18 protein-coding genes and 1 pseudogene are annotated in these 16,811 nt (G+C 61.9%); 14 read left to right on the forward strand and 5 right to left on the reverse strand.

The genetic code is table 11. The features are described from left to right. Window positions 1-717 precede the first annotated feature (717 nt). The 4 genes from BX604_RS37830 to BX604_RS37845 all read left to right on the forward strand — a co-directional run bounded on the left by BX604_RS37830 (window position 718) and on the right by BX604_RS37845 (window position 4,143). Window positions 718-1,926, forward strand: a complete 1,209-nt coding sequence (locus tag BX604_RS37830) for a ParA family protein (protein WP_098557228.1) — start codon at window positions 718-720, stop codon at window positions 1,924-1,926. Further along, the gene (locus BX604_RS37835) at window positions 1,923-2,891 is read left to right on the forward strand and encodes a ParB/RepB/Spo0J family partition protein (RefSeq protein WP_098557230.1); all 969 of its coding nucleotides are present in this window, start codon (window positions 1,923-1,925) and stop codon (window positions 2,889-2,891) included. Before BX604_RS37830 ends, BX604_RS37835 begins: the two co-directional genes overlap by 4 nt. 312 nt (window positions 2,892-3,203) lie before the next feature. Further along, the gene (locus BX604_RS39870; RefSeq protein ID WP_257146512.1) at window positions 3,204-3,545 is read left to right on the forward strand and encodes a hypothetical protein; all 342 of its coding nucleotides are present in this window, start codon (window positions 3,204-3,206) and stop codon (window positions 3,543-3,545) included. 406 nt (window positions 3,546-3,951) lie between these two features. After that, a complete protein-coding gene (locus tag BX604_RS37845; protein ID WP_098557232.1) occupies window positions 3,952-4,143 on the forward strand; it encodes a hypothetical protein in 192 nt (63 codons plus the stop codon). A gap of 966 nt (window positions 4,144-5,109) precedes the next feature. Here the strand turns inward: BX604_RS37845 and BX604_RS37855 are convergent. Continuing rightward, on the reverse strand, window positions 5,110-5,565 hold the full coding sequence (locus BX604_RS37855; protein WP_257146513.1) for a hypothetical protein: 456 nt from the start codon (window positions 5,563-5,565) through the stop codon (window positions 5,110-5,112). Between the two features lie 183 nt (window positions 5,566-5,748). Here BX604_RS37855 and BX604_RS37860 point away from each other — a divergent pair, with 183 nt between their 5' ends. The 8 genes from BX604_RS37860 to BX604_RS39875 all read left to right on the forward strand — a co-directional run bounded on the left by BX604_RS37860 (window position 5,749) and on the right by BX604_RS39875 (window position 12,008). Next, on the forward strand, window positions 5,749-5,991 hold the full coding sequence (locus BX604_RS37860; protein WP_006029598.1) for an antitoxin: 243 nt from the start codon (window positions 5,749-5,751) through the stop codon (window positions 5,989-5,991). Continuing rightward, complete coding sequence (locus BX604_RS37865) at window positions 5,988-6,398, forward strand: type II toxin-antitoxin system VapC family toxin (RefSeq protein ID WP_098557237.1); 411 nt, start codon at window positions 5,988-5,990, stop codon at window positions 6,396-6,398. The genes BX604_RS37860 and BX604_RS37865 overlap by 4 nt, the downstream gene beginning before the upstream one ends. Before the next feature lie 71 nt (window positions 6,399-6,469). After that, complete coding sequence (locus tag BX604_RS37870) at window positions 6,470-6,655, forward strand: hypothetical protein (protein WP_257146514.1); 186 nt, start codon at window positions 6,470-6,472, stop codon at window positions 6,653-6,655. A 398-nt stretch (window positions 6,656-7,053) separates the two neighbouring features. Next, a complete protein-coding gene (locus tag BX604_RS37875; protein ID WP_257146515.1) occupies window positions 7,054-7,377 on the forward strand; it encodes a hypothetical protein in 324 nt (107 codons plus the stop codon). Between the two features lie 46 nt (window positions 7,378-7,423). Next, on the forward strand, window positions 7,424-8,392 hold the full coding sequence (locus tag BX604_RS37880; RefSeq protein ID WP_098557242.1) for an abortive infection family protein: 969 nt from the start codon (window positions 7,424-7,426) through the stop codon (window positions 8,390-8,392). A gap of 94 nt (window positions 8,393-8,486) precedes the next feature. Next, a complete protein-coding gene (locus tag BX604_RS37885) occupies window positions 8,487-9,299 on the forward strand; it encodes an FRG domain-containing protein (protein WP_098557245.1) in 813 nt (270 codons plus the stop codon). Between the two features lie 13 nt (window positions 9,300-9,312). Continuing rightward, window positions 9,313-11,139 (forward strand): phage integrase family protein, encoded by a 1,827-nt coding sequence (locus tag BX604_RS37890; RefSeq protein WP_098557248.1) that lies wholly within the window; start codon window positions 9,313-9,315, stop codon window positions 11,137-11,139. A 146-nt stretch (window positions 11,140-11,285) separates the two neighbouring features. After that, window positions 11,286-12,008 carry a hypothetical protein gene (locus tag BX604_RS39875; protein WP_257146516.1) on the forward strand — a complete coding sequence of 241 codons (723 nt, stop codon included), beginning with the start codon at window positions 11,286-11,288 and terminating at the stop codon, window positions 12,006-12,008. A gap of 620 nt (window positions 12,009-12,628) precedes the next feature. Here the strand turns inward: BX604_RS39875 and BX604_RS38835 are convergent. From BX604_RS38835 to BX604_RS37915, 4 genes and pseudogenes are all read right to left on the reverse strand, one after another. Then, window positions 12,629-13,336: a hypothetical protein gene (locus BX604_RS38835; RefSeq protein ID WP_143748208.1), complete on the reverse strand. Its 708-nt coding sequence runs from the start codon at window positions 13,334-13,336 to the stop codon at window positions 12,629-12,631. A gap of 17 nt (window positions 13,337-13,353) precedes the next feature. Further along, window positions 13,354-13,539, reverse strand: a pseudogene (locus BX604_RS40065) (DNA cytosine methyltransferase); the annotation flags it as partial. A 354-nt stretch (window positions 13,540-13,893) separates the two neighbouring features. Continuing rightward, a complete protein-coding gene (locus BX604_RS38840; protein ID WP_143748209.1) occupies window positions 13,894-15,369 on the reverse strand; it encodes a hypothetical protein in 1,476 nt (491 codons plus the stop codon). Window positions 15,370-15,386: 17 nt separating this feature from the next. Next, window positions 15,387-15,872: a hypothetical protein gene (locus tag BX604_RS37915; protein ID WP_098557259.1), complete on the reverse strand. Its 486-nt coding sequence runs from the start codon at window positions 15,870-15,872 to the stop codon at window positions 15,387-15,389. A gap of 52 nt (window positions 15,873-15,924) precedes the next feature. On the opposite strand from BX604_RS37915, the gene BX604_RS37920 reads away from it, so the two are divergent. Both BX604_RS37920 and BX604_RS37925 read left to right on the forward strand, forming a co-directional pair. Next, a complete protein-coding gene (locus tag BX604_RS37920) occupies window positions 15,925-16,203 on the forward strand; it encodes a hypothetical protein (protein ID WP_143748211.1) in 279 nt (92 codons plus the stop codon). Between the two features lie 9 nt (window positions 16,204-16,212). Beyond that, complete coding sequence (locus BX604_RS37925) at window positions 16,213-16,713, forward strand: hypothetical protein (RefSeq protein WP_143748212.1); 501 nt, start codon at window positions 16,213-16,215, stop codon at window positions 16,711-16,713. Window positions 16,714-16,811: the final 98 nt, after the last annotated feature.

Consider the following 16,811-nt stretch of genomic DNA (forward strand, 5'->3'; position numbering starts at 1 on the left):
GCAACGCCCACATTTCACCTCACCTTTGAGCCCATTCGCCTCACCCCCGCGCCCAAAAACCTCACCTTAGTCGCCAATTACTCTCACCATTCTGTGGACTTTTCCTCACCTTCGGTCTCAATCCACAGCGCCTTCAGCACACAACCCCTCACCTTTCTAACCTAACGCATTGATTTATAAGGAGTCTGCCTATGCTGTTTGTGGTTGGTGGGTTTTCTTCGTTTACAACAACAACCAACCCGGCAAACAAGAGAGGCGGCCGGGTGAGAAAGCCTGTGTGCGACGGTCGAATTCCACAAGGGCTCAAGGCGCTGTACTCCCTGGTACTTCCAAGGTTCTTTTAGCCTAAAGACCGCGAACGATGGTGAGGTGAATTGTGTATTCCGCCTAAACGATGCCAATTCACCAGGGGCATGGATCGCCTAAGGTGAGGGAAATTGTGTGTAGGGGCGCTGCGAACAAGGCCATACGGCGAGTTCCCACCGCACAATTCACCTCACCTTTCGCTGCCCCGATGCTTCTGCTCCCTGCGAAAAGCCGATGGGCGCCGGTATTTGGAGCCGAGCGGGCGAATAATCAGATCCCGACGCGAATTACATAGCGATTCTTCGGTCTTACTAGTATTCTACGGTTCGTGTTTAAAAACTGCAGAACCGTATAAATCTGCGGTGAGCGTGAAAAAAGCACCTCACCGTTGAACTCAAGAGGAAGCGTCTAATGAAAATGAGCGAGTTGCCAGCAGTTGCGCGGCAGGTGAAGCTATCTCAGCTTGGCGAGTTCGCAAAGCGGTTATCTGTGATGACCGACGAGCTTCGTGAGGACATCTTGGCCCCGCGGCCTCGTAAGAACCCGCCGGTATTTACGATCGGCGAACTGAGCGAGATGTGTGGCCTCGATCGCCAGAAGATCAACTATATGGCGACGAAGGAAGGCGGCGATCTGCCGCCTGGCGAAGCTCACGGCTCGGGCCGCGCTCGCATCTTCACGTTGGCTGAAGCGCGCACGTGGGTGCAGAAGGCTTCGAACATCTTTCAGACCGCTCTCGTCACTGGTAAGGGCGAGCATCGCGGCCGGGTCCTGATCACGGCAAACTTCAAGGGCGGCTCGACCAAGACGACAATCACGATGTGCGAGGCCCAGGCGCTTAGCTTGCGTGGCCGCCGGGTCCTCGTCATTGATCTCGACCCGCAGGCTTCGCTCTCGGAGCTTTGCGGGCTGTATGCAGAGAAGGATGTGACGTGGGAAGACACAGTGCTTCCGTTTATCTACGATCCCTCCATGGAGGGGGGGCTTGCGTCAAAGGTCCAGTCGACCTATTGGGATGGGATCGACGTCATTCCGGCGCACAACTATTTGCATGACGCGGAATTCCACCTGCCGACAGCTCAGGCGGAAAATCCGGGATATGAATTCTGGTCAGTTCTGCGTCGCGGCATTGAACCGCTTCGTTCCGAGTATGACTACATCATTCTCGACACCGCCCCCTCCCTGTCCTATTTGACGCTGAACGGGCTCATGGCTGCTGACGCGATGGTCATGCCGCTTGTTCCGGAAAGCCTCGACTTCATCTCGTCGGTGTCGTTCTGGTCACTGTTCTCCGAAATTGCTGCAGGCTTTGTCGACCACGAACTCGACAAGACCTATGACTTCATTTCGGTATTGCTCTCGAAGGTTGACTATGGTGCGGTGTCGTCCGCACCAGCGGTCCGAGTCTGGGCTCAACGAGCGTACGGCGACTGGCTTTCGGCGACTGAAATCCCTGCGAGCTCGGTAATGAGCAATGGTGCGCTGGCGCTGTCGACCGTCTTCGATCTTTCTCGATCCGACGGCGTCGCGAAGACCTTGGCGCGGGTGAAGCAACCGTTGATGGACCACTGTAAATGGATCGACGACCAGTCGGTCGCACGCTGGAGGGCGGAGGCATGAGTAACTTGCGAGAACGGATGATGAGCAAGACAGCGGGCTTGCGCGCGGCCAAGGACATCGAGCTCGCAGCGCAGCCTGAGAAGCCTGCTACCCCAAGAACTGCACCTGGAATGGCGGCCGCACTCGCGACCGCTCAGGCTCGGATCTTGGACCTCGAGCGGAGCACCACTTCGCACGAATTGGCGGTTGCGGATATCGTTCCCAATCCGTGGCAACCTCGCCGGATCTTCAACGAGGCTAAGCTCACCGAGCTCGCGGAGTCAATCCGCGAGTCGGGTTTGATTCAACCTATCGTCGTCCGAAAGACGGCGTCGGGTTACCAAATCGTGGCGGGGGAACGACGCTGGCGTTCCCACAAGATGATCGGGAAAGACACGATCAAGGCCGTCATTACCGACATCTCAGACCAGGATATGGCGATGCTTGCCTTGGTCGAGAACGTTGTGCGCGACGGCCTCACCGACTACGAGATCGCTCGCTCGGTACGCGAAACAGAGAAGGAGTTTCCGAATCGGAAGCGGATGGCCGAGGGCCTCGGAATTTCTCGTTCCGAGCTCTATCGGTATTTGGCGTTCGCGGAATTGCCCGCCTTCATCATCAAGGACCTTGAGCTTCAGCCTCGGCTACTCGGTGCCCATGCTGCAGAGGCTGTTGTCGCCGTGCTTCGAAATCGTGAAGGGCGTGCGATTGAGATTGCCCAAGAGCAATGGGCGCAGGTGGTTGCCGGTGAGCTCGATCAGACGAAGCTTGCGAAGGCGATGAAGCTCGCGATCGAAAGCGATGGTAAGGGCGGCGCTGTGAGCGATCGCCAGATCGATAAGATTTTTGCGGGAAAGAATCAGGCGGGCTCCATCACAAGGGACGCGGGCAATTTTACGGTGAAGATCAAGGCAGGAATGCTCACCGTAGAAAAGGAAGAGAAGATCCGGGCTCTTATTTCGCAGCTATTTTCCGCTCCAGACTGAGGCCCCGCGACGTCCAGCCAAGCCCGCGATCCGCGGGCTTTTTTTACGAGCTTTCACGTGTCCCCATTGGGGACACGTGCGGTCTCAGCGGTCATCGCTCGAGAAGGAAACTGGGCAGTGTCCCCAATGGGGACACCCAATACTTGGGCCGCTTCGCGCTAGAAACCTCGAATATTCACGCGTGCGGGAAAGCATCGCACCGCCGGGAATGCACTTGAATTCCCGAATTCGGCAGGCGACTGGGCTAGGCTGCCGACCTCACTCGCCCCTATGGCTCTTCCTCGCACCCCCTACTTTGATCGAGTTTTGCGGATGCCGTACGATCGTCTGCGCGCATCCGATCTCGCGACCCAATATCTCTCCGGCGTGTTTCGTCAGGACGGCGTCCAGTTCGACGCCACAACCCAAGTGACACTCGATGGCGTCGACATCAGCAGCGCTGAATACGCGCAGTTGCTGATGATATTCAATGGCGCCCGTGTACATGCTCAAGCCGAGTACGAGCTTGGGAGCGATCTCTCACCGCCGTTCAGCCAGCGGTCATTCAACACCCTCACAAAAATCGCATCGGTATGTATAAAGATGTCGAGGGTGGCCTGTCACTTCACCTTGAAGATGGCATCGATAGCGTCGATGAAAATGAACAGGAACTAGCTGGTGATATCGAGGAAGCGGGCCGACAAGCGTTGCACATCGATCATGTGTTCCTCCGCCGCCAAGCCCCTGACTATCTCGGTACAGTCGCGTTTGCGTTGTGCGCGATAACTGCACATTGCCTTGGCTATCGTCGGATTACCCTTCTCGCCGGAGGTGGGGAGGGTTACGACGAACACCTGATTGGTTACCGCTACTGGCCTAAAATTGGCTTCGACGCCCCTACAGAGCCACATGAGCGGGCGATTCCAGCGTTTGCAGATTGTTGGACCGCGCAGGATCTCATTGCCTGCGATCACCCTTGGTAGGAAGTCCATGGGTCGCAACGGTTGATGGAGTTCGATCTTGGCTCGGGCAGTCGATCCTGGGCAAAGCCGCTAGACTATTTGCTGGAGAAGGATCTGATATGAGCGAAGTCACGAAACCCGAAAAGGCCGCTACCAAGCTCGCTGCGCGCAAGGTTGTAGTGGAAGTCGCGCTTCGGAAGAAGAAGCCATCCCCGCTCACGGCGGAGACAAAGGCACATTTGCGTCTGGCTGCGAGAAAGAAAATCGTGCGCTCTGCGCCTGAGCTGCCGGAGTGGCGAAAGTCGACCTAATAGCAGGACGGGCCTTCTGGCCCGTTTCTTTTTGGAGTGACGAGACCTATCGGTTTTCCAGCGAGGCAGTGCTTTGGACATCGCTGTGCGCCTATCACCCTTTCTGGTCCTCTCACACGCTTGCGCGGGGTAGGCGGAACCCGCTCACCATAAACTCGCGGGTAGTGAACTGCGTCCGCCGATTATCTTGTGCGGGTCGACCCGTTCGAGAGCCGCAAACGTATCACGATGCTCAGATGGGGCCGAGTGGGTTAGTGGTGTCCTCGGCCTTTACGTTTCGCCGACGCCGAGTCAGTGCCCGCACTTTTCCCGCATGCAGGAAAAATGTTCCTGACAATCAAACGCCGTGATTTGTAAGCGATGCTGCTGCGTCTGCGCAAAGCGCTGGCTGGCCGCATCGTCAATATCTCAAGCGCGGGGGCACTCGCGCTGAAGGACAATTCGGCGGATTGCTCACGTGGGTATATTGGCGTCGACTAGGCATCGAAAATCTCACTCGCCATCGAACTCGATGGCACCAACATCAAAGTCAACGCAGCGTGCCCGGGCTTCACGGCAACCGATTTGAGCAACTACGCTACCGCGGCGCGGGAAGCGTTGAGGAAGCGGCGCGCAAGCCGATCCGCCTGGCTCTGCTCGGTGCGGACGGCCCACTCCGTTGGAGAGGTGTCCAGTCCGAGCTTTGACAGGAAGCGGACCGTCCGACGGTAGACGAGCGGCGACTGCGGCAATACTACGGATACTCTCGCTACGCGTGGCCTGCACCATCTTGAATACGCTGGGCTCGACTTGGCCGGATCCGCCACAGGTGAACTAGACCACGCGAAAGACCGCCGGCATTTGAATGGCACACGCTTTCACCCACGATAACCCGGCTGCGGCTTGGCCTTTCATGGGCGATTCAATGTTGTATACAGATATATCTCCAAACAGCATTGCGCCTGATCCGCCATCAGGTATAGACGCTTAGGCTTCGCCGCGTCGTCCCGGCCGACTGGCGGTACGGATCTCGCCGGCCGCCTCTGCGGCCGCCGCCGTGAACTGCTGCCAGGCGCTCTCCAGCTCTACCATCCGGGCCTCGGCCGCGGCCGCCAGCCGTTCCCGGTGGAGCGCCAGCCAGGCGGCCAGCGCCGCGAGATCGGCTCGATCGTTGGCCCGGCGGCCGGGCGTGGCGAAGTTGCGGTGCAGGTCGTTGACCGAGACCGCGTGACCGAACAGCGCGTGCATCAGCTGCCGCGTGGTCGCGATCGTCGTATCGGGCGGGGGCGGGGCGATCGCCTGGACGAACGCGATCACCGCGCGCGCCCGGGCGCGGCGCTTGATGCCGCTCATCAGGCCGCGCAGGTGACGGCTGCCGATCTCGGGGTGGTCGAGCATGGCCTGCACGGCCGCGTCGTGATCGGCCGAGGTGAAGAAGGGCATCATCCCATCGGGCTGTATAGAGATATATCTTTATACAGCCCGATGTTCGCCGTGTCGAACCGGGGGCAAAAGTGCCACATCTGATAGCTCTACTTACGAGACGCGCCTCGGCGATGATTGCGAACTGAACCAAACGAGGATATGCTGTGGCATATGCCGTTTCGTTTGAATAGGAGTTGTCCCATGCCAACCCATGACACCCGCCACGCGCGCCTGTTTCGCAATGGGCGCAGCCAGGCCGTGCGGATCCCGCGCGAGTTCGAGTTGCCGGTCTCGGAAGTCACCATCCACCGGGAAGGCCGGCGCTTGATCATCGAGCCCGTGGAGGCCGCGCCGTTGCGTGAGCTGTTTGCCCAATGGACTCCGCTGGACGAAACGTTTCCCGACATCGATAACCTGCCGGCTGAACCGGTCGACATCGAATGACGCTGTATCTGCTCGACACTAACATCTTGTCGAACGTGATCCGCGACCCACGCGGCGCCTGCGCCACCCGCATCGGACAGACGTCGCCCGAACAAGTGTGCACCTCGATCATCGTGGCCGCGGAGCTGCGATTTGGCGTCTGGAAGCGTGGTTCGTCGACGCTCGCGCAGCGGGTCGAGCAACTGCTGGCGAGCCTGACCGTGTTGCCGTTGCAGCCCGACGCCGACCGATGCTACGGGCGGTTGCGGGCCGACCTCGAGAAGCAAGGCCAACTGATCGGCGCCAACGACATGCTGATCGCCGCGCACGCGCTGGCGGTCGACGCCGTCCTGGTCACGGACAACACGGCCGAATTTACCCGTGTCGCCGGCCTGCCGGTCGAAAACTGGTTGCGGCCGACGACGTAACGCCCACGCCGGCGGGCCGGTGGATTCGGCCGGCGCGATAGTCCACCGTGTGAACCCAAAGGAACTCGACGATGACCCTGGTAGCGATGCAGTTCAAGAAAGGCGGGTGGGGCAGGGGCCTGGCGGCCGCAGCGTGGTTGATCGCGTTGGCGGCCGTCGACCGCGGGCTGTCGTCGCTCTGGCCGGCCAGCTATGGGCTGGTTCACCCGCTGGCGGCGATCGCCGCCCTGAACATGCCTTGCTGGCGGTGTACCTGATCCTGTGCGCGTGAACGCGCTTGGGCAACCCGGCCGCGGCCGGGTTTTTCAGGCGCGTCGCTAAGTCCGCTAATTCGTATTAGCGGACTTGCAGTTAATGGCCTAAAATCCGCTATGACCCGATTACGACTCGGCGAGGAGGGGGCAGAGGGGGCGCGTTCATCGCCGGTGCCCGCGCTCGCTCCCGCATGCGGGAAAGCGGCCGGGCGAGCGTGGCGGCCACGCGGTTTGTGTGCGTTTTGAACACCTATAGCGGCACCTTGGACCTCAAAGGAGTCGCTATGCGCCCCCACTGGCGTCGCCGAGCCGTTTGGCTCGTTGTGGTCGGTGTGGCTTGCCTGCTGGCCAGCTGCCCGCTTCACTAATCCAACGCGCCCGCCCCCTGAGGGGCGGGCTTTTTGAAGGGACGCACGATGGTGTATTGCACGGAGGCGTGGTGCGGGACCGCTGCCTGGTGGTGTGCCGCCGGCGGGCTGCTGGTCGGCCTGGCCGCAGCGCTCGCCTGGGTCTGGTCGACCCACGTGCCGCTCGATCCGATGGAGGACAATCCGGGCGGCATCATGCCGGTGATTCCCGAACTCGAGGCCCTGGCCTGGCGGAGTGCCGCATGGCGACAGAATGAACGGGCGGGCCAACGCAACCGCATCGCGGCCGCGCTCACCGCCGTCGCCGTGGTGCTCAGCTCGGCGGCGTCGCTGTTGAGCCTCACGCCCCACGGATGATTTTCCTGATAAACGTGAACTCGCCGGACACCGGCGCAACAACCACATGGACAAGCCGATCAACGCCTTGTTGGCGCAACGCCAGCGTCTCGAGCAGAAAGCAGTCGTACTGCTGGAACGCGTCGAAACATTGATCGCCGATTTGACGGCGGCGGTTGGCCAACACGCGATCAGCGCCGTGAGCGACATCGCGAACCTCGATCACTGGGGGGAGGACGATTGGGTTTACGGCCGGCTTCACTTCGCGGATGGCCGCTTGAGCGTGGACTTCCGGTATAGCGGGGACGACCAGGCAGACGATTACCACGGCGTCGAGATGGACTGCAGGCCGTGGCAGCGTGTCGACCTGACAACGTGCGACCCGGTTTGGCGCGAGAAGATGATGGAAGACGCGATCCTCGCTTCGCTCTTCAAGCAGATCGCGGAGCAGTTCGGCGCACGGGAGACCCGCATCGACGGCTCGTTGGCCGCAGTAAAAAAGGTTATTGAAGACGAGTCGACTGTGATCGACGCCGAAATGACTTCGAGCCTCGCGGCCGTCGGTGACGAGAATCTGGGGCGGCTGTGGCAAGACGCGGTCGAAGCGACGCACCACGACACCGCCGATGCGCTGACGCGTTGCAGTCGATTCCTTGAAGCGGTCTGCGTGAAGGTGCTGCGAGAGCGAGGCGTTGAACTGCCGGACGACAAATCGATGGGCCCGCTCGTCAAGGGGTGCCAAAAGAGTCTGGATTGGCCGGACTCGCGGGAATTGAAGGGCGATGTCGAGCAGATGCTCGGTGGCATCCGGTCGATCTGCGGCGGGATCGGCGCGCTCCGCACCCACTTCGGCACCGCGCACGGCGCGTCGAGCCACTTGCCGCCGCTCGATCGCGGGTACGCCGTCTTCGTGAAGCAGGCGACCGTGGCGGCCGCGACCTTCCTGCTGGATCGACACCAGGCGAGCCCGCCGGCGACGCGCGGGGACGACGCGTCGACCACGCCGAACGCCCCTCGTCCGGCGCCGACCTCCTGAGCCGCGACGTCGACGCGTGCACGCTGCGTGGGTGCAGTGAAGTGCCGCATGCCATACCTCCAATGCCGCAAACCATCCATCACAGGAGTCACCGGTGACCGTTACCTTCAAAAACAAGCGCACGGCAAAGGGTTTCGGCGAGGCCCGCGACCTTGCGACGTTCCTGGACCTCGTGGATCGCTGGACCCAGGGGATTCCGGATCTGGGCTACCGCATTTCGCTGTTTCGCGGTCAGGAAGACGAGTCTTGGTTGCTGAAGCCGGGGATCGCGCGCCCCCAGTACGTCAACCGCGTCAGGTCCGATACCGAGCAGCACATGCTGCGCGAATTCAAGCAGCGCGGCATCCCGCACCTGGAGTCGACGGTCGAACTCGCGGATGCAGACTGGCTGGCGATCGCGCAGCACCATGCGATGCCCACGCGGCTGCTCGACTGGACCGGCAGTGCACTGGCCGCGCTGTGGTTTGCGATCAAGCGGCCAGCCGTCAAGGGCGAAGATGGCATATCGAAGGCGGCCGCGGTGTGGCTGCTGGCGGCGACCGACGCGGACATGATCGATCCAGGCGAGCGCGCGAACCCGCTCGAGATTGCCGAGACGAAGCTGCTGAAGCCACGGCACGTGTCACGACGGATCGCGGCGCAGGACGGCTGGTTCAGCGTTCATCGTGGCGTTGAAGACGGTCTGGGAATGAAGTACGTCTCCCTCGACACCAACGCGAATTTCAAAAAGCGCCTGAGCTACATCCGGATCCCGCCCGACGCGTTCGGTCCCATGCGCGCGCAGCTGCAGACGGCCGGCATCAATCGCGGCGTGCTGTTTCCCGATCTCGACGGGGTCGCCGGCCGGATCGCCGACGCCATCCTCTACCCCGACGATCAACCGACGCCGGGCGCCGGCAACCTCTAAGGAACCCGACACCGTGGCAAATCGTCCTCAGCAGCTCGACCTGCCGCCGCCGCGCACCTACACGCGCACGGAATTCACCGCGCTGCGCGCCCGCGTGAAAGGCCTGCCGATCGCGACGATCGCGCGGCTCTACTTCGACCCCGACGAGCTCGAGCCGCTGGACGTCGAGCGCCTGCTGCGCACCATGCGCGACGACCTCGTGTCGATCGCGCTGCGCGAGGGCTCGCCGGTCCTGCAGGAGCACCTGCAGACGTCGATCCGCAAATACGGCGAGCCTCGCCTGACGCCTGTGTCGCTGCAGATGATCGAGCAGGCCGCCGGCAGCTGGGCCAAGGCGGCCCCCGCAGCCGACCACGCAATCGCGCGCTGGTTCCGGTCGATCGTCGCGCAGCGCCTGGCCGATGTCGAGGTGCGCACGCTCGGCGAACTTATCGCGTACTGCAACCGGCGCGGCGGCAGCTGGTGGCGCTCGGTACCGCGCATCGGCGTTGGCCGCGCCCGCGCGATCGTCGCCTGGCTGCGCCGGCATGCCGACACGCTCGACGCGACGATCGCTGTCGACGTCGACGGCGTCGATCCGCTGGTGGCCGCGCCGGACGCGCGTGTCACGCCGCGCCGCGACCAGCTGGTGCCGATCCACCGGCTGCGCATGCCGCAGGAGCTGGCCGGCGCGCACGGCGCCAATCGCGCGCCGGCGTTTCCGTACATCGCCGCGGCGCACGATCTCGACGCGGTGTTCGCCTACCTGCACCGCTATGACGGCCAGCCGGCCACGCAGCGCGCGTACTGGCGCGAGCTCGAGCGCTTCGTGCTGTGGTGCGTGCTCGAGCGCGGGCGCCCGCTGTCCTCGGTGCTGATCGACGACTGCGAAGCGTACAAGGCATTTCTGGCGTCGCCGGCCGATGCGTTTCGCGGGCCGCCGGCGTCCCGCGCGTCGGGGCGCTGGCGGCCGTTCTCGTTGCAGCCGCTTTCGCTCGACAGCCAGCGGTATGCGGTGCGCACACTGCGCGCGGCATTTGACTGGCTGGTGAAGGTCCGCTATCTGGCGGGCAACCCGTGGGTCGGCGTGGTGGATCCGAAACCGCTGAAGCGGGCGACCGCGCTGCAGGTGCAGCGGGCGCTGCCGATCGACGTGTGGGCGACGGTGCGCGCCGAGCTCGCCGCGCGCGCGGACGGTTACGGGCCGTTGGGCCCGGACTGGCGCATCGCGCGCGCGCTGATCCTGCTGATGGGCGATGCGGGGCTGCGCATCGAGGAGGCGGTGAGCGTCGCGCGCGAGGGCCTGCAGTGGTGGCCGGCCGAGGATGACACGCCGGCGACCTGGCTGCTGCGCGTGATCGGCAAGGGCCGCAAGGAGCGCTTCGTGCCGGTCACCGACGACATCGTCGCGGCGTTGCGCGCGCACTGGGCGGACCGCGGTCTCGACTTCGACGCCGGCGCGACCGACGGGCCGCTGGTCGCGCCGACCGTGGTGCCGCCAACGCCGGCCGGTCGCGCCAAGTTCGGCGTCACGGAGGCGGGGGAGCTCACGCGTGTGGCGGGCTACACGCCGCGCGCGGCCAGGCGCGTCGTCACGCGCGCGCTCGCGCGGCTGCTCGAGCAGTTGCCCGAACTCGCCGAGGCGAGCCGCCGTCAGCTGGCCCGGACCTCCCCGCACGCATTCCGCCACACCTTCGGCACGCAGTCCGCGGCCGCCGGCATGGCGCTCGAGGTGCTGCAGCAGGTGCTCGGCCACGCGTCGTTGCAGACCACCACGATCTACGTGAACGCGGAACAGCAGCGGATGCGCCAGGAAGCGGCCAAGTATCACGCGCGGCTGGCGGCCCGCCGCGGCGCGTAACGGCGAATCGGGTGCCCCATATCGCACTGATCTATGATCGAAAGCGGGTCGCGGTGGGGCAAGAAGGAAAACGAGACGATGGGGACCGGGGCGGGCGTGAGGCCCGATCCAGACGCGCACCTTCGAACACAAACAATGCACGGGTCATGACGATGACAGCACGACCGAAACCGATCAGGGAGCTCTATGCGTTCTTGGTCGAGCACCACCACGTCAATGCAGCGATCCAACAAGGCTTCCTCGGCGAGTCGCTGTCGCCGGCGACGGTTGCCGATCGCGCGTTGCTATTGATGCACCGAGCGCTGCAGACGCAGTCCAAACCGAAACTTGACCCGATCTGTGAATTCTTCCAAGGGATTCGAGATCAGCGAGCGTATGAAAGCTTCGCCGCCTTTCACCATCTCATCACTGCCGGTGGAAAACTCGGCCTGGTCGATGGTCTCGCCTTGCAACCGGGGTGGGGCCCGAAGACCGCGGCGCTCTTCGTACGTAACCTGGCGTATATCGAATCGACGCCGAAACTGAGTGCGAAGTTCCTCGGGAAAGTTTCGCTCGACGTCGCTCATGAAACACCTCCTCAGGAACTGTGTCCCGGCCCTTCCGCGACGCAGTCGACTAAGCCGCCGATCACCGCCATCCCTGCTGTAAGCGCCGCGGCCGTCAGCAAGACAGTCGCAAACAGCGGCCCGAGCTCCTCACTAACGACTTCGCACACGCCGGCGGTCAAAAGTAGCGCGGCCGTCGCAGCGAGTTGGACCTTCGTGAGAGTCGACAGCTTCATGGTTTCGCTCCTTGCTAGAGACGTTGGCTACAAGGTACCGACGCTTCTCGAAATGCAGAAACCGAGGAACTGGCTGCCGATCTTGTAGGCGCCGACGTTGGCCGATCCCTGAGCGCTGGATGATTTCTGATAAACGCACACGTCCCGTAGATTCGGCGTGCTCGGTAATCGACGCTGAGCTTCAAGATCGGGCGCATGGCAAGTTCCGCGACCCGGAATAGTCAACTGCATCGACATACGGAAGGACAGACATGTCTACGGAACTCTTCTCGCGCGAGCTCACGCTCGAGCGCATCAACAAGATCCTCCAAAGCACGGAAAGCGCCGGAAATGACAAAGCGGGGTTCGTCCTCGAGTTGATCGATCGGTCGGACATCTTCGACGAGGCGGCACTCTCAACCGTCAGTATTCGGTTCTCGCGCGAGAGTGCCCGAGAAGCACTCTCGGCAATCTTTGGCGTATGGGATCGCCTCGGCGCCCACTACGACCTGAAGAAGGTGGTCGATGTCCTGACCAGCAGTGCGCTCCTCGCCGACCTCGAAGACGCCGCAACCAGAGCGATCGGAAAAACCGATCCCGTGTACCTTCGGTTCAGCCAATGGCATGCGTTGTACCAGCGCGTGTCGCGCCCGGGCGATCCCGTAGCGGGCCGCACTGACACACAGAGGGTACGGATGGTGCTCGAACCCTACTTCGAGGCATTCGAGATCATCGTCGGCGCGCCCAGAAACACGTCGGCGCGGGGCGAGCCGAGCCCCGCAAGCCCGCCGGCGCCCGTGGCCGCCGTGGCCGCGAAGACGCAAGCGCCGAAGAACCAGATGTCGAAGCAAAAGAAGCTGGTCGTCGCGCTGCTTGTGCTTGGCGTCGCAGCGGCATGACCAGCTCGAAGCCGCGTTCGCGCATGCCTTCTATCCAGGTGGCTTTGGTCTTCTTGTCGGTTTCCGGGGTATCTGAGTCGAGCAACCAAGGCGTGCCCCTGAGGCTGCACGAAAATTCGCCGCGGCATACGCCGTACATGCCGAAGTTGAGTTCGTGAACGTACCCGAAACCCTCGTGCCTCCACCAATTATTCAGGCGCTCTGCGATGTTCTTGATGGCGTGCTGCGCAGCCTCAGGTGAAAGCGTCGCGCCGATCTGCGCTTCGAGGTCGCGGATGCGCAGATTGGCCTTTCGCAGTTCGGCGTAGCGCTGCTCGCGCTCTGCAGCGCTGAAGGTTTCGACGCCGAGCGCTTTGCACAGGTCCGCGAGGTTGAATTCGGCAACCTTGACGCAATTCGTTGCGAGTTCCGCGTCAAGCTCGCGGCCATCTTTTATGATGGAATAGATCGTCCCGACTGCATGGTGCAGATCGGTGATCTTCTTTTGTGCGACTGCTTGCTGATCTGCGGACAGGGTAAGGGTTGCTTCGGTGGTCACGGTATGTTCCTCGGTGGTCAGGCAGCAGGGGGCAGGGTCAGGGCGATGGCGATCGGGCGCACCCAGACAGGCGTTGCGGAAAGCTGAAACGTCTCGCCGGACTCGGCCAGCAGCAGCGTCGTGCCCATCACCTCCGCGATTGCCTCCGCCGCGTCCGGAGGTACAGCGTTGCCGATGCGCTCACGCGTGAACAGATCCATCAGAGTGCAGTCGGCCCCCACAAGACTCTTGAAATCACGACACGCGGCCGGATCGTTATCGACACCCCCGATGCAGCGCCACGTCGCAACCTTCTCGCCAACGCGAGACTTCGCCTTCCGGAAGCCCTTTGCGCCACCGCCAAGGCCACTGCACATCGTGAAGACTCTGTATTCCCGACGAATCATTCAATCACCTGTTGGTTCGTGCGCACCGTCCTAGAATCGGCCCGTCGCCTTACCCATCACCCGCCCCGAAAAAATCGCTGGCCCGTGCTGGCGCCAGCTTCAAAACTACCGAGGCACTTAAGCGCATCCCGTAGGGTGCAAGGACGATACTATTAATCGTTTAATAGTTTGTCAAACGTTTTGGTGATGGACACCCCCAGCGAGCAAGCTCAGTTGACGAGTGCGCGCTTCAGTTGCGCGGGCACGCAGCGCGTCCGGGAGCACCGCCAGTTCTTCATCGGTCAGAATTCGAATGCCGGCACGACTGGGATCTGCACCCGCACCTGCCTGCGATGCAGTTGTCGCCACCTCCCGCGCGCGCCGGTGCAGTTCGCTTTCGCGGCCAGCACGAATTGCGAGGCCCAAGCTTGGCTCGAACGTATTTGATTGATGTACCGAATTGATCATCCCGCGCGCGTAGGCGACCGTGCTGCGCCGGATCGTGCCCGGTTTAGCGAGGGCGCCGGCGATTTCGTCGAGCACCATCTGTCGAGCAAAGGGCGGGCAGTCCTGGATCAGGGCCTTCAGTGGCTCAAGTTCGTGCGCGCGCAGCGCGCTCGGGAAGACGAGCGCAGAAACATCTGTCGAGGCGGGGTCTGCACCATGTACGTTCGCTTGGACCGCCCCAGACGCGACCGATGCGGTTGATCGGTCCGATGGGGTTTCGGGGGTAAACGAATTTTCTCTCTCACCACAACCACGGTTTTCACAGTCGGCCGACACCACAGCGGCGTTATCCACAGTCGGTTCGCTGTGCGGCACAGTGGTTGTTGTTTTTATATCTGTAACTAATCTCTGTTTACATATTAGAGCACCTGCCGAAAGGGAATTTCCTGGAGATTCCCATTCGGCATCTGCAATAAAATCAGCCACTTGCAGCGGATTTACTGTAAATGCCCTTTCGGCATCTGGAGCAAAATCAACGACTTGCGCGTCGGCTGCGGCCGTCCCCACCTGTGGATAACTTTGGGCGACTTCTCCGGTTGCGGAGGGTGCATTTACAGGAGATGCCGTTTGGGCATCTGGAATAAAATCAAGGACTTGCGCGAATCCCTCATTTTTCCCAGTCGACGTCGACGACGCAAGCAGGCCCTCTCCAGCATCGACGTTTTTCAGCATGTCAGGCGTCACAGGAGCCACGCCTTGCGTCGGCGCCGCACCGCCAGATCCGTCAGGCATCGCCCGACCGCGCGATGCCGGCGCGTCGTGCATCAACGTGTCGAGCGCGGTATCCACGAGCGCGTGATTTCGGAAGTACCAGGTCGTCCCTTCGCGCTTGTCGGTGTAGCAGGCGTAGAACTTCCCCTTGAATTCGCCCCCAGCCGCAATCCAGTCGGACTTCGAGTTGTAGCGCACGCCGATGTTGTCGAAGGCGGTCCGGAATTCCTTGACGCTGAAGCCGAGCTCTTCGGCCCAGCTCGTGCCGGGCTTGTACCAGGGGTGCTTGGGGGCGATGTCCTGGAATTTCCAGAACCCTTCGGGATACGTACTGAACCAGTAGTCGAGTTGTTGCATCAACAGGCAAGACGTCACTGACTGCGCAAGCGGCATCAATTCCTTCACGTAAGGAATTGTGTTTCGTGTGATTTCGAGTATGCGATTTTTCATTGCGGACGAGGCGCGCCTCAGAGCGAAAGATCCAGCTGCACTGGGGCCAGCGGCGGACTTTCCGGCTTAGGTGTGATCGCAGTTGCGCCATAGCGAGCGCGGATCGTATGTGCCATGCGATTCCGCCGCGGGCCCGTGATGGCCAACTGCATGGCGAGATAGGCGACTGACGCCGGGGTGACACGAAAAGGCATTTCGACGACCCTCTCCGGATCCACGCCGACCGATTCGCACAAGGTTCGATCGGGCGGCGCCATGGCTGCGAGCGCGGCGGGCGTGATGAGGTAGTACTGGACACACGTCATTCGGCCGTCTGGTCGCCTCGCTCCGCGACGGCGACCATCCTTCTCGAGTTCCTCGGACTTCAGCAAGGCGGAAACCGCATGCGCGATCTGCCCGGTGTCGTAGACACCCTTGGGGCACAGGCGTTTGTCTGGTATGGGCGCTGACGCGGTGCCCATAGCGCGGTGGCCGAGGTCGCCATTCCACGCTCTCGCATGCATTTCTTTCCACTATGACTTCTGGCCGATGGCCAACACTTGGAGGAAATCCATCATGCGTTTCAAATCCGACATCCCAATCGGGCGATTGCTGGGCCGGATCGTGCGGGTGTATCATGCCCTCATGGAACGGTTCATTTCAGATAACGGCGAAGAAGTGGTCAAGGTCGTGACTCCCTCAGGAGTGACGGGCTATATCGCTGCGTCCGTTCCGGCCGAAGCATTGATCGGAATGCGGGACAAGATGATTGCCAAGCTCGGCATGACCCTGCCGGAGTTCCGAAAGAAGTACGGGCTCGATCGACTCAACGAACCGGCTACACCCTCCCGATAAGGCCTGCTCATGAGCTCCTCGCCATTTGTGCGAGGCGCCGTGTTGAAGTGCCGCTTTCCTTACGATTCCCACCCGAACCAACCTGGTCCACGGCCGCACTATTGCCTGTCCGTCACTCAATTCGAGTTGTCGGGCACGCTGTATGCCGCTGTGTGCTACGGCACGTCGAAGCTGGATGAACCGCTGCTCCGAAAGCATGCCGGCATGATCCTTAGCGTTCCCTCGAGCTTCATTCGAGGGGAGATGCCTGGGCCCGTGACGCATTTCATCGGAGATCACATCGCGTTCGTCCCGTACAACAGCAAGTGGTTCTACATGGACTTCCAGGCCCGCCTGGATTACGTCCGTGAGAAGGATCGGCAGGGCGACTTCAAACGTCAGCGCCTCTATCAGGACTTTGTCCGTTTCGAAGAAATCATGGCTGCATCAGTCGGCCAAGACGTGGACTTCTGGGCTCAAAACGAGAACAGACAAGTCCTCGGATTGCCCCCGGGCAAGAAGCTTCGTTGATCTCAAACCCTCGCATTGCCTTTTGGTGATCGAGGGTTTTTCTTTGTCTCCGGAGGTTTCTGCATTTTTCGCTGGGTCGCGATACTACCGCGACGACG

This window comes from Burkholderia sp. JKS000303, assembly GCF_002563755.1.
Lineage (GTDB): Bacteria > Pseudomonadota > Gammaproteobacteria > Burkholderiales > Burkholderiaceae > Burkholderia > Burkholderia anthina_B.

Coding starts and splice junctions, on each gene's coding strand:
- BX604_RS37830 (WP_098557228.1), top strand. CDS start 718: ATGAAAATGAGCGAGTTGCCAGCAGTTGCGCGGCAGGTGAAGCTATCT.
- BX604_RS37835 (WP_098557230.1), top strand. CDS start 1,923: ATGAGTAACTTGCGAGAACGGATGATGAGCAAGACAGCGGGCTTGCGC.
- BX604_RS39870 (WP_257146512.1), top strand. CDS start 3,204: ATGCCGTACGATCGTCTGCGCGCATCCGATCTCGCGACCCAATATCTC.
- BX604_RS37845 (WP_098557232.1), top strand. CDS start 3,952: ATGAGCGAAGTCACGAAACCCGAAAAGGCCGCTACCAAGCTCGCTGCG.
- BX604_RS37855 (WP_257146513.1), bottom strand. CDS start 5,565: ATGCCCTTCTTCACCTCGGCCGATCACGACGCGGCCGTGCAGGCCATG.
- BX604_RS37860 (WP_006029598.1), top strand. CDS start 5,749: ATGCCAACCCATGACACCCGCCACGCGCGCCTGTTTCGCAATGGGCGC.
- BX604_RS37865 (WP_098557237.1), top strand. CDS start 5,988: ATGACGCTGTATCTGCTCGACACTAACATCTTGTCGAACGTGATCCGC.
- BX604_RS37870 (WP_257146514.1), top strand. CDS start 6,470: ATGACCCTGGTAGCGATGCAGTTCAAGAAAGGCGGGTGGGGCAGGGGC.
- BX604_RS37880 (WP_098557242.1), top strand. CDS start 7,424: ATGGACAAGCCGATCAACGCCTTGTTGGCGCAACGCCAGCGTCTCGAG.
- BX604_RS39875 (WP_257146516.1), top strand. CDS start 11,286: ATGACGATGACAGCACGACCGAAACCGATCAGGGAGCTCTATGCGTTC.
- BX604_RS38840 (WP_143748209.1), bottom strand. CDS start 15,369: ATGAAAAATCGCATACTCGAAATCACACGAAACACAATTCCTTACGTG.
- BX604_RS37915 (WP_098557259.1), bottom strand. CDS start 15,872: ATGCATGCGAGAGCGTGGAATGGCGACCTCGGCCACCGCGCTATGGGC.
- BX604_RS37920 (WP_143748211.1), top strand. CDS start 15,925: ATGCGTTTCAAATCCGACATCCCAATCGGGCGATTGCTGGGCCGGATC.
- BX604_RS37925 (WP_143748212.1), top strand. CDS start 16,213: ATGAGCTCCTCGCCATTTGTGCGAGGCGCCGTGTTGAAGTGCCGCTTT.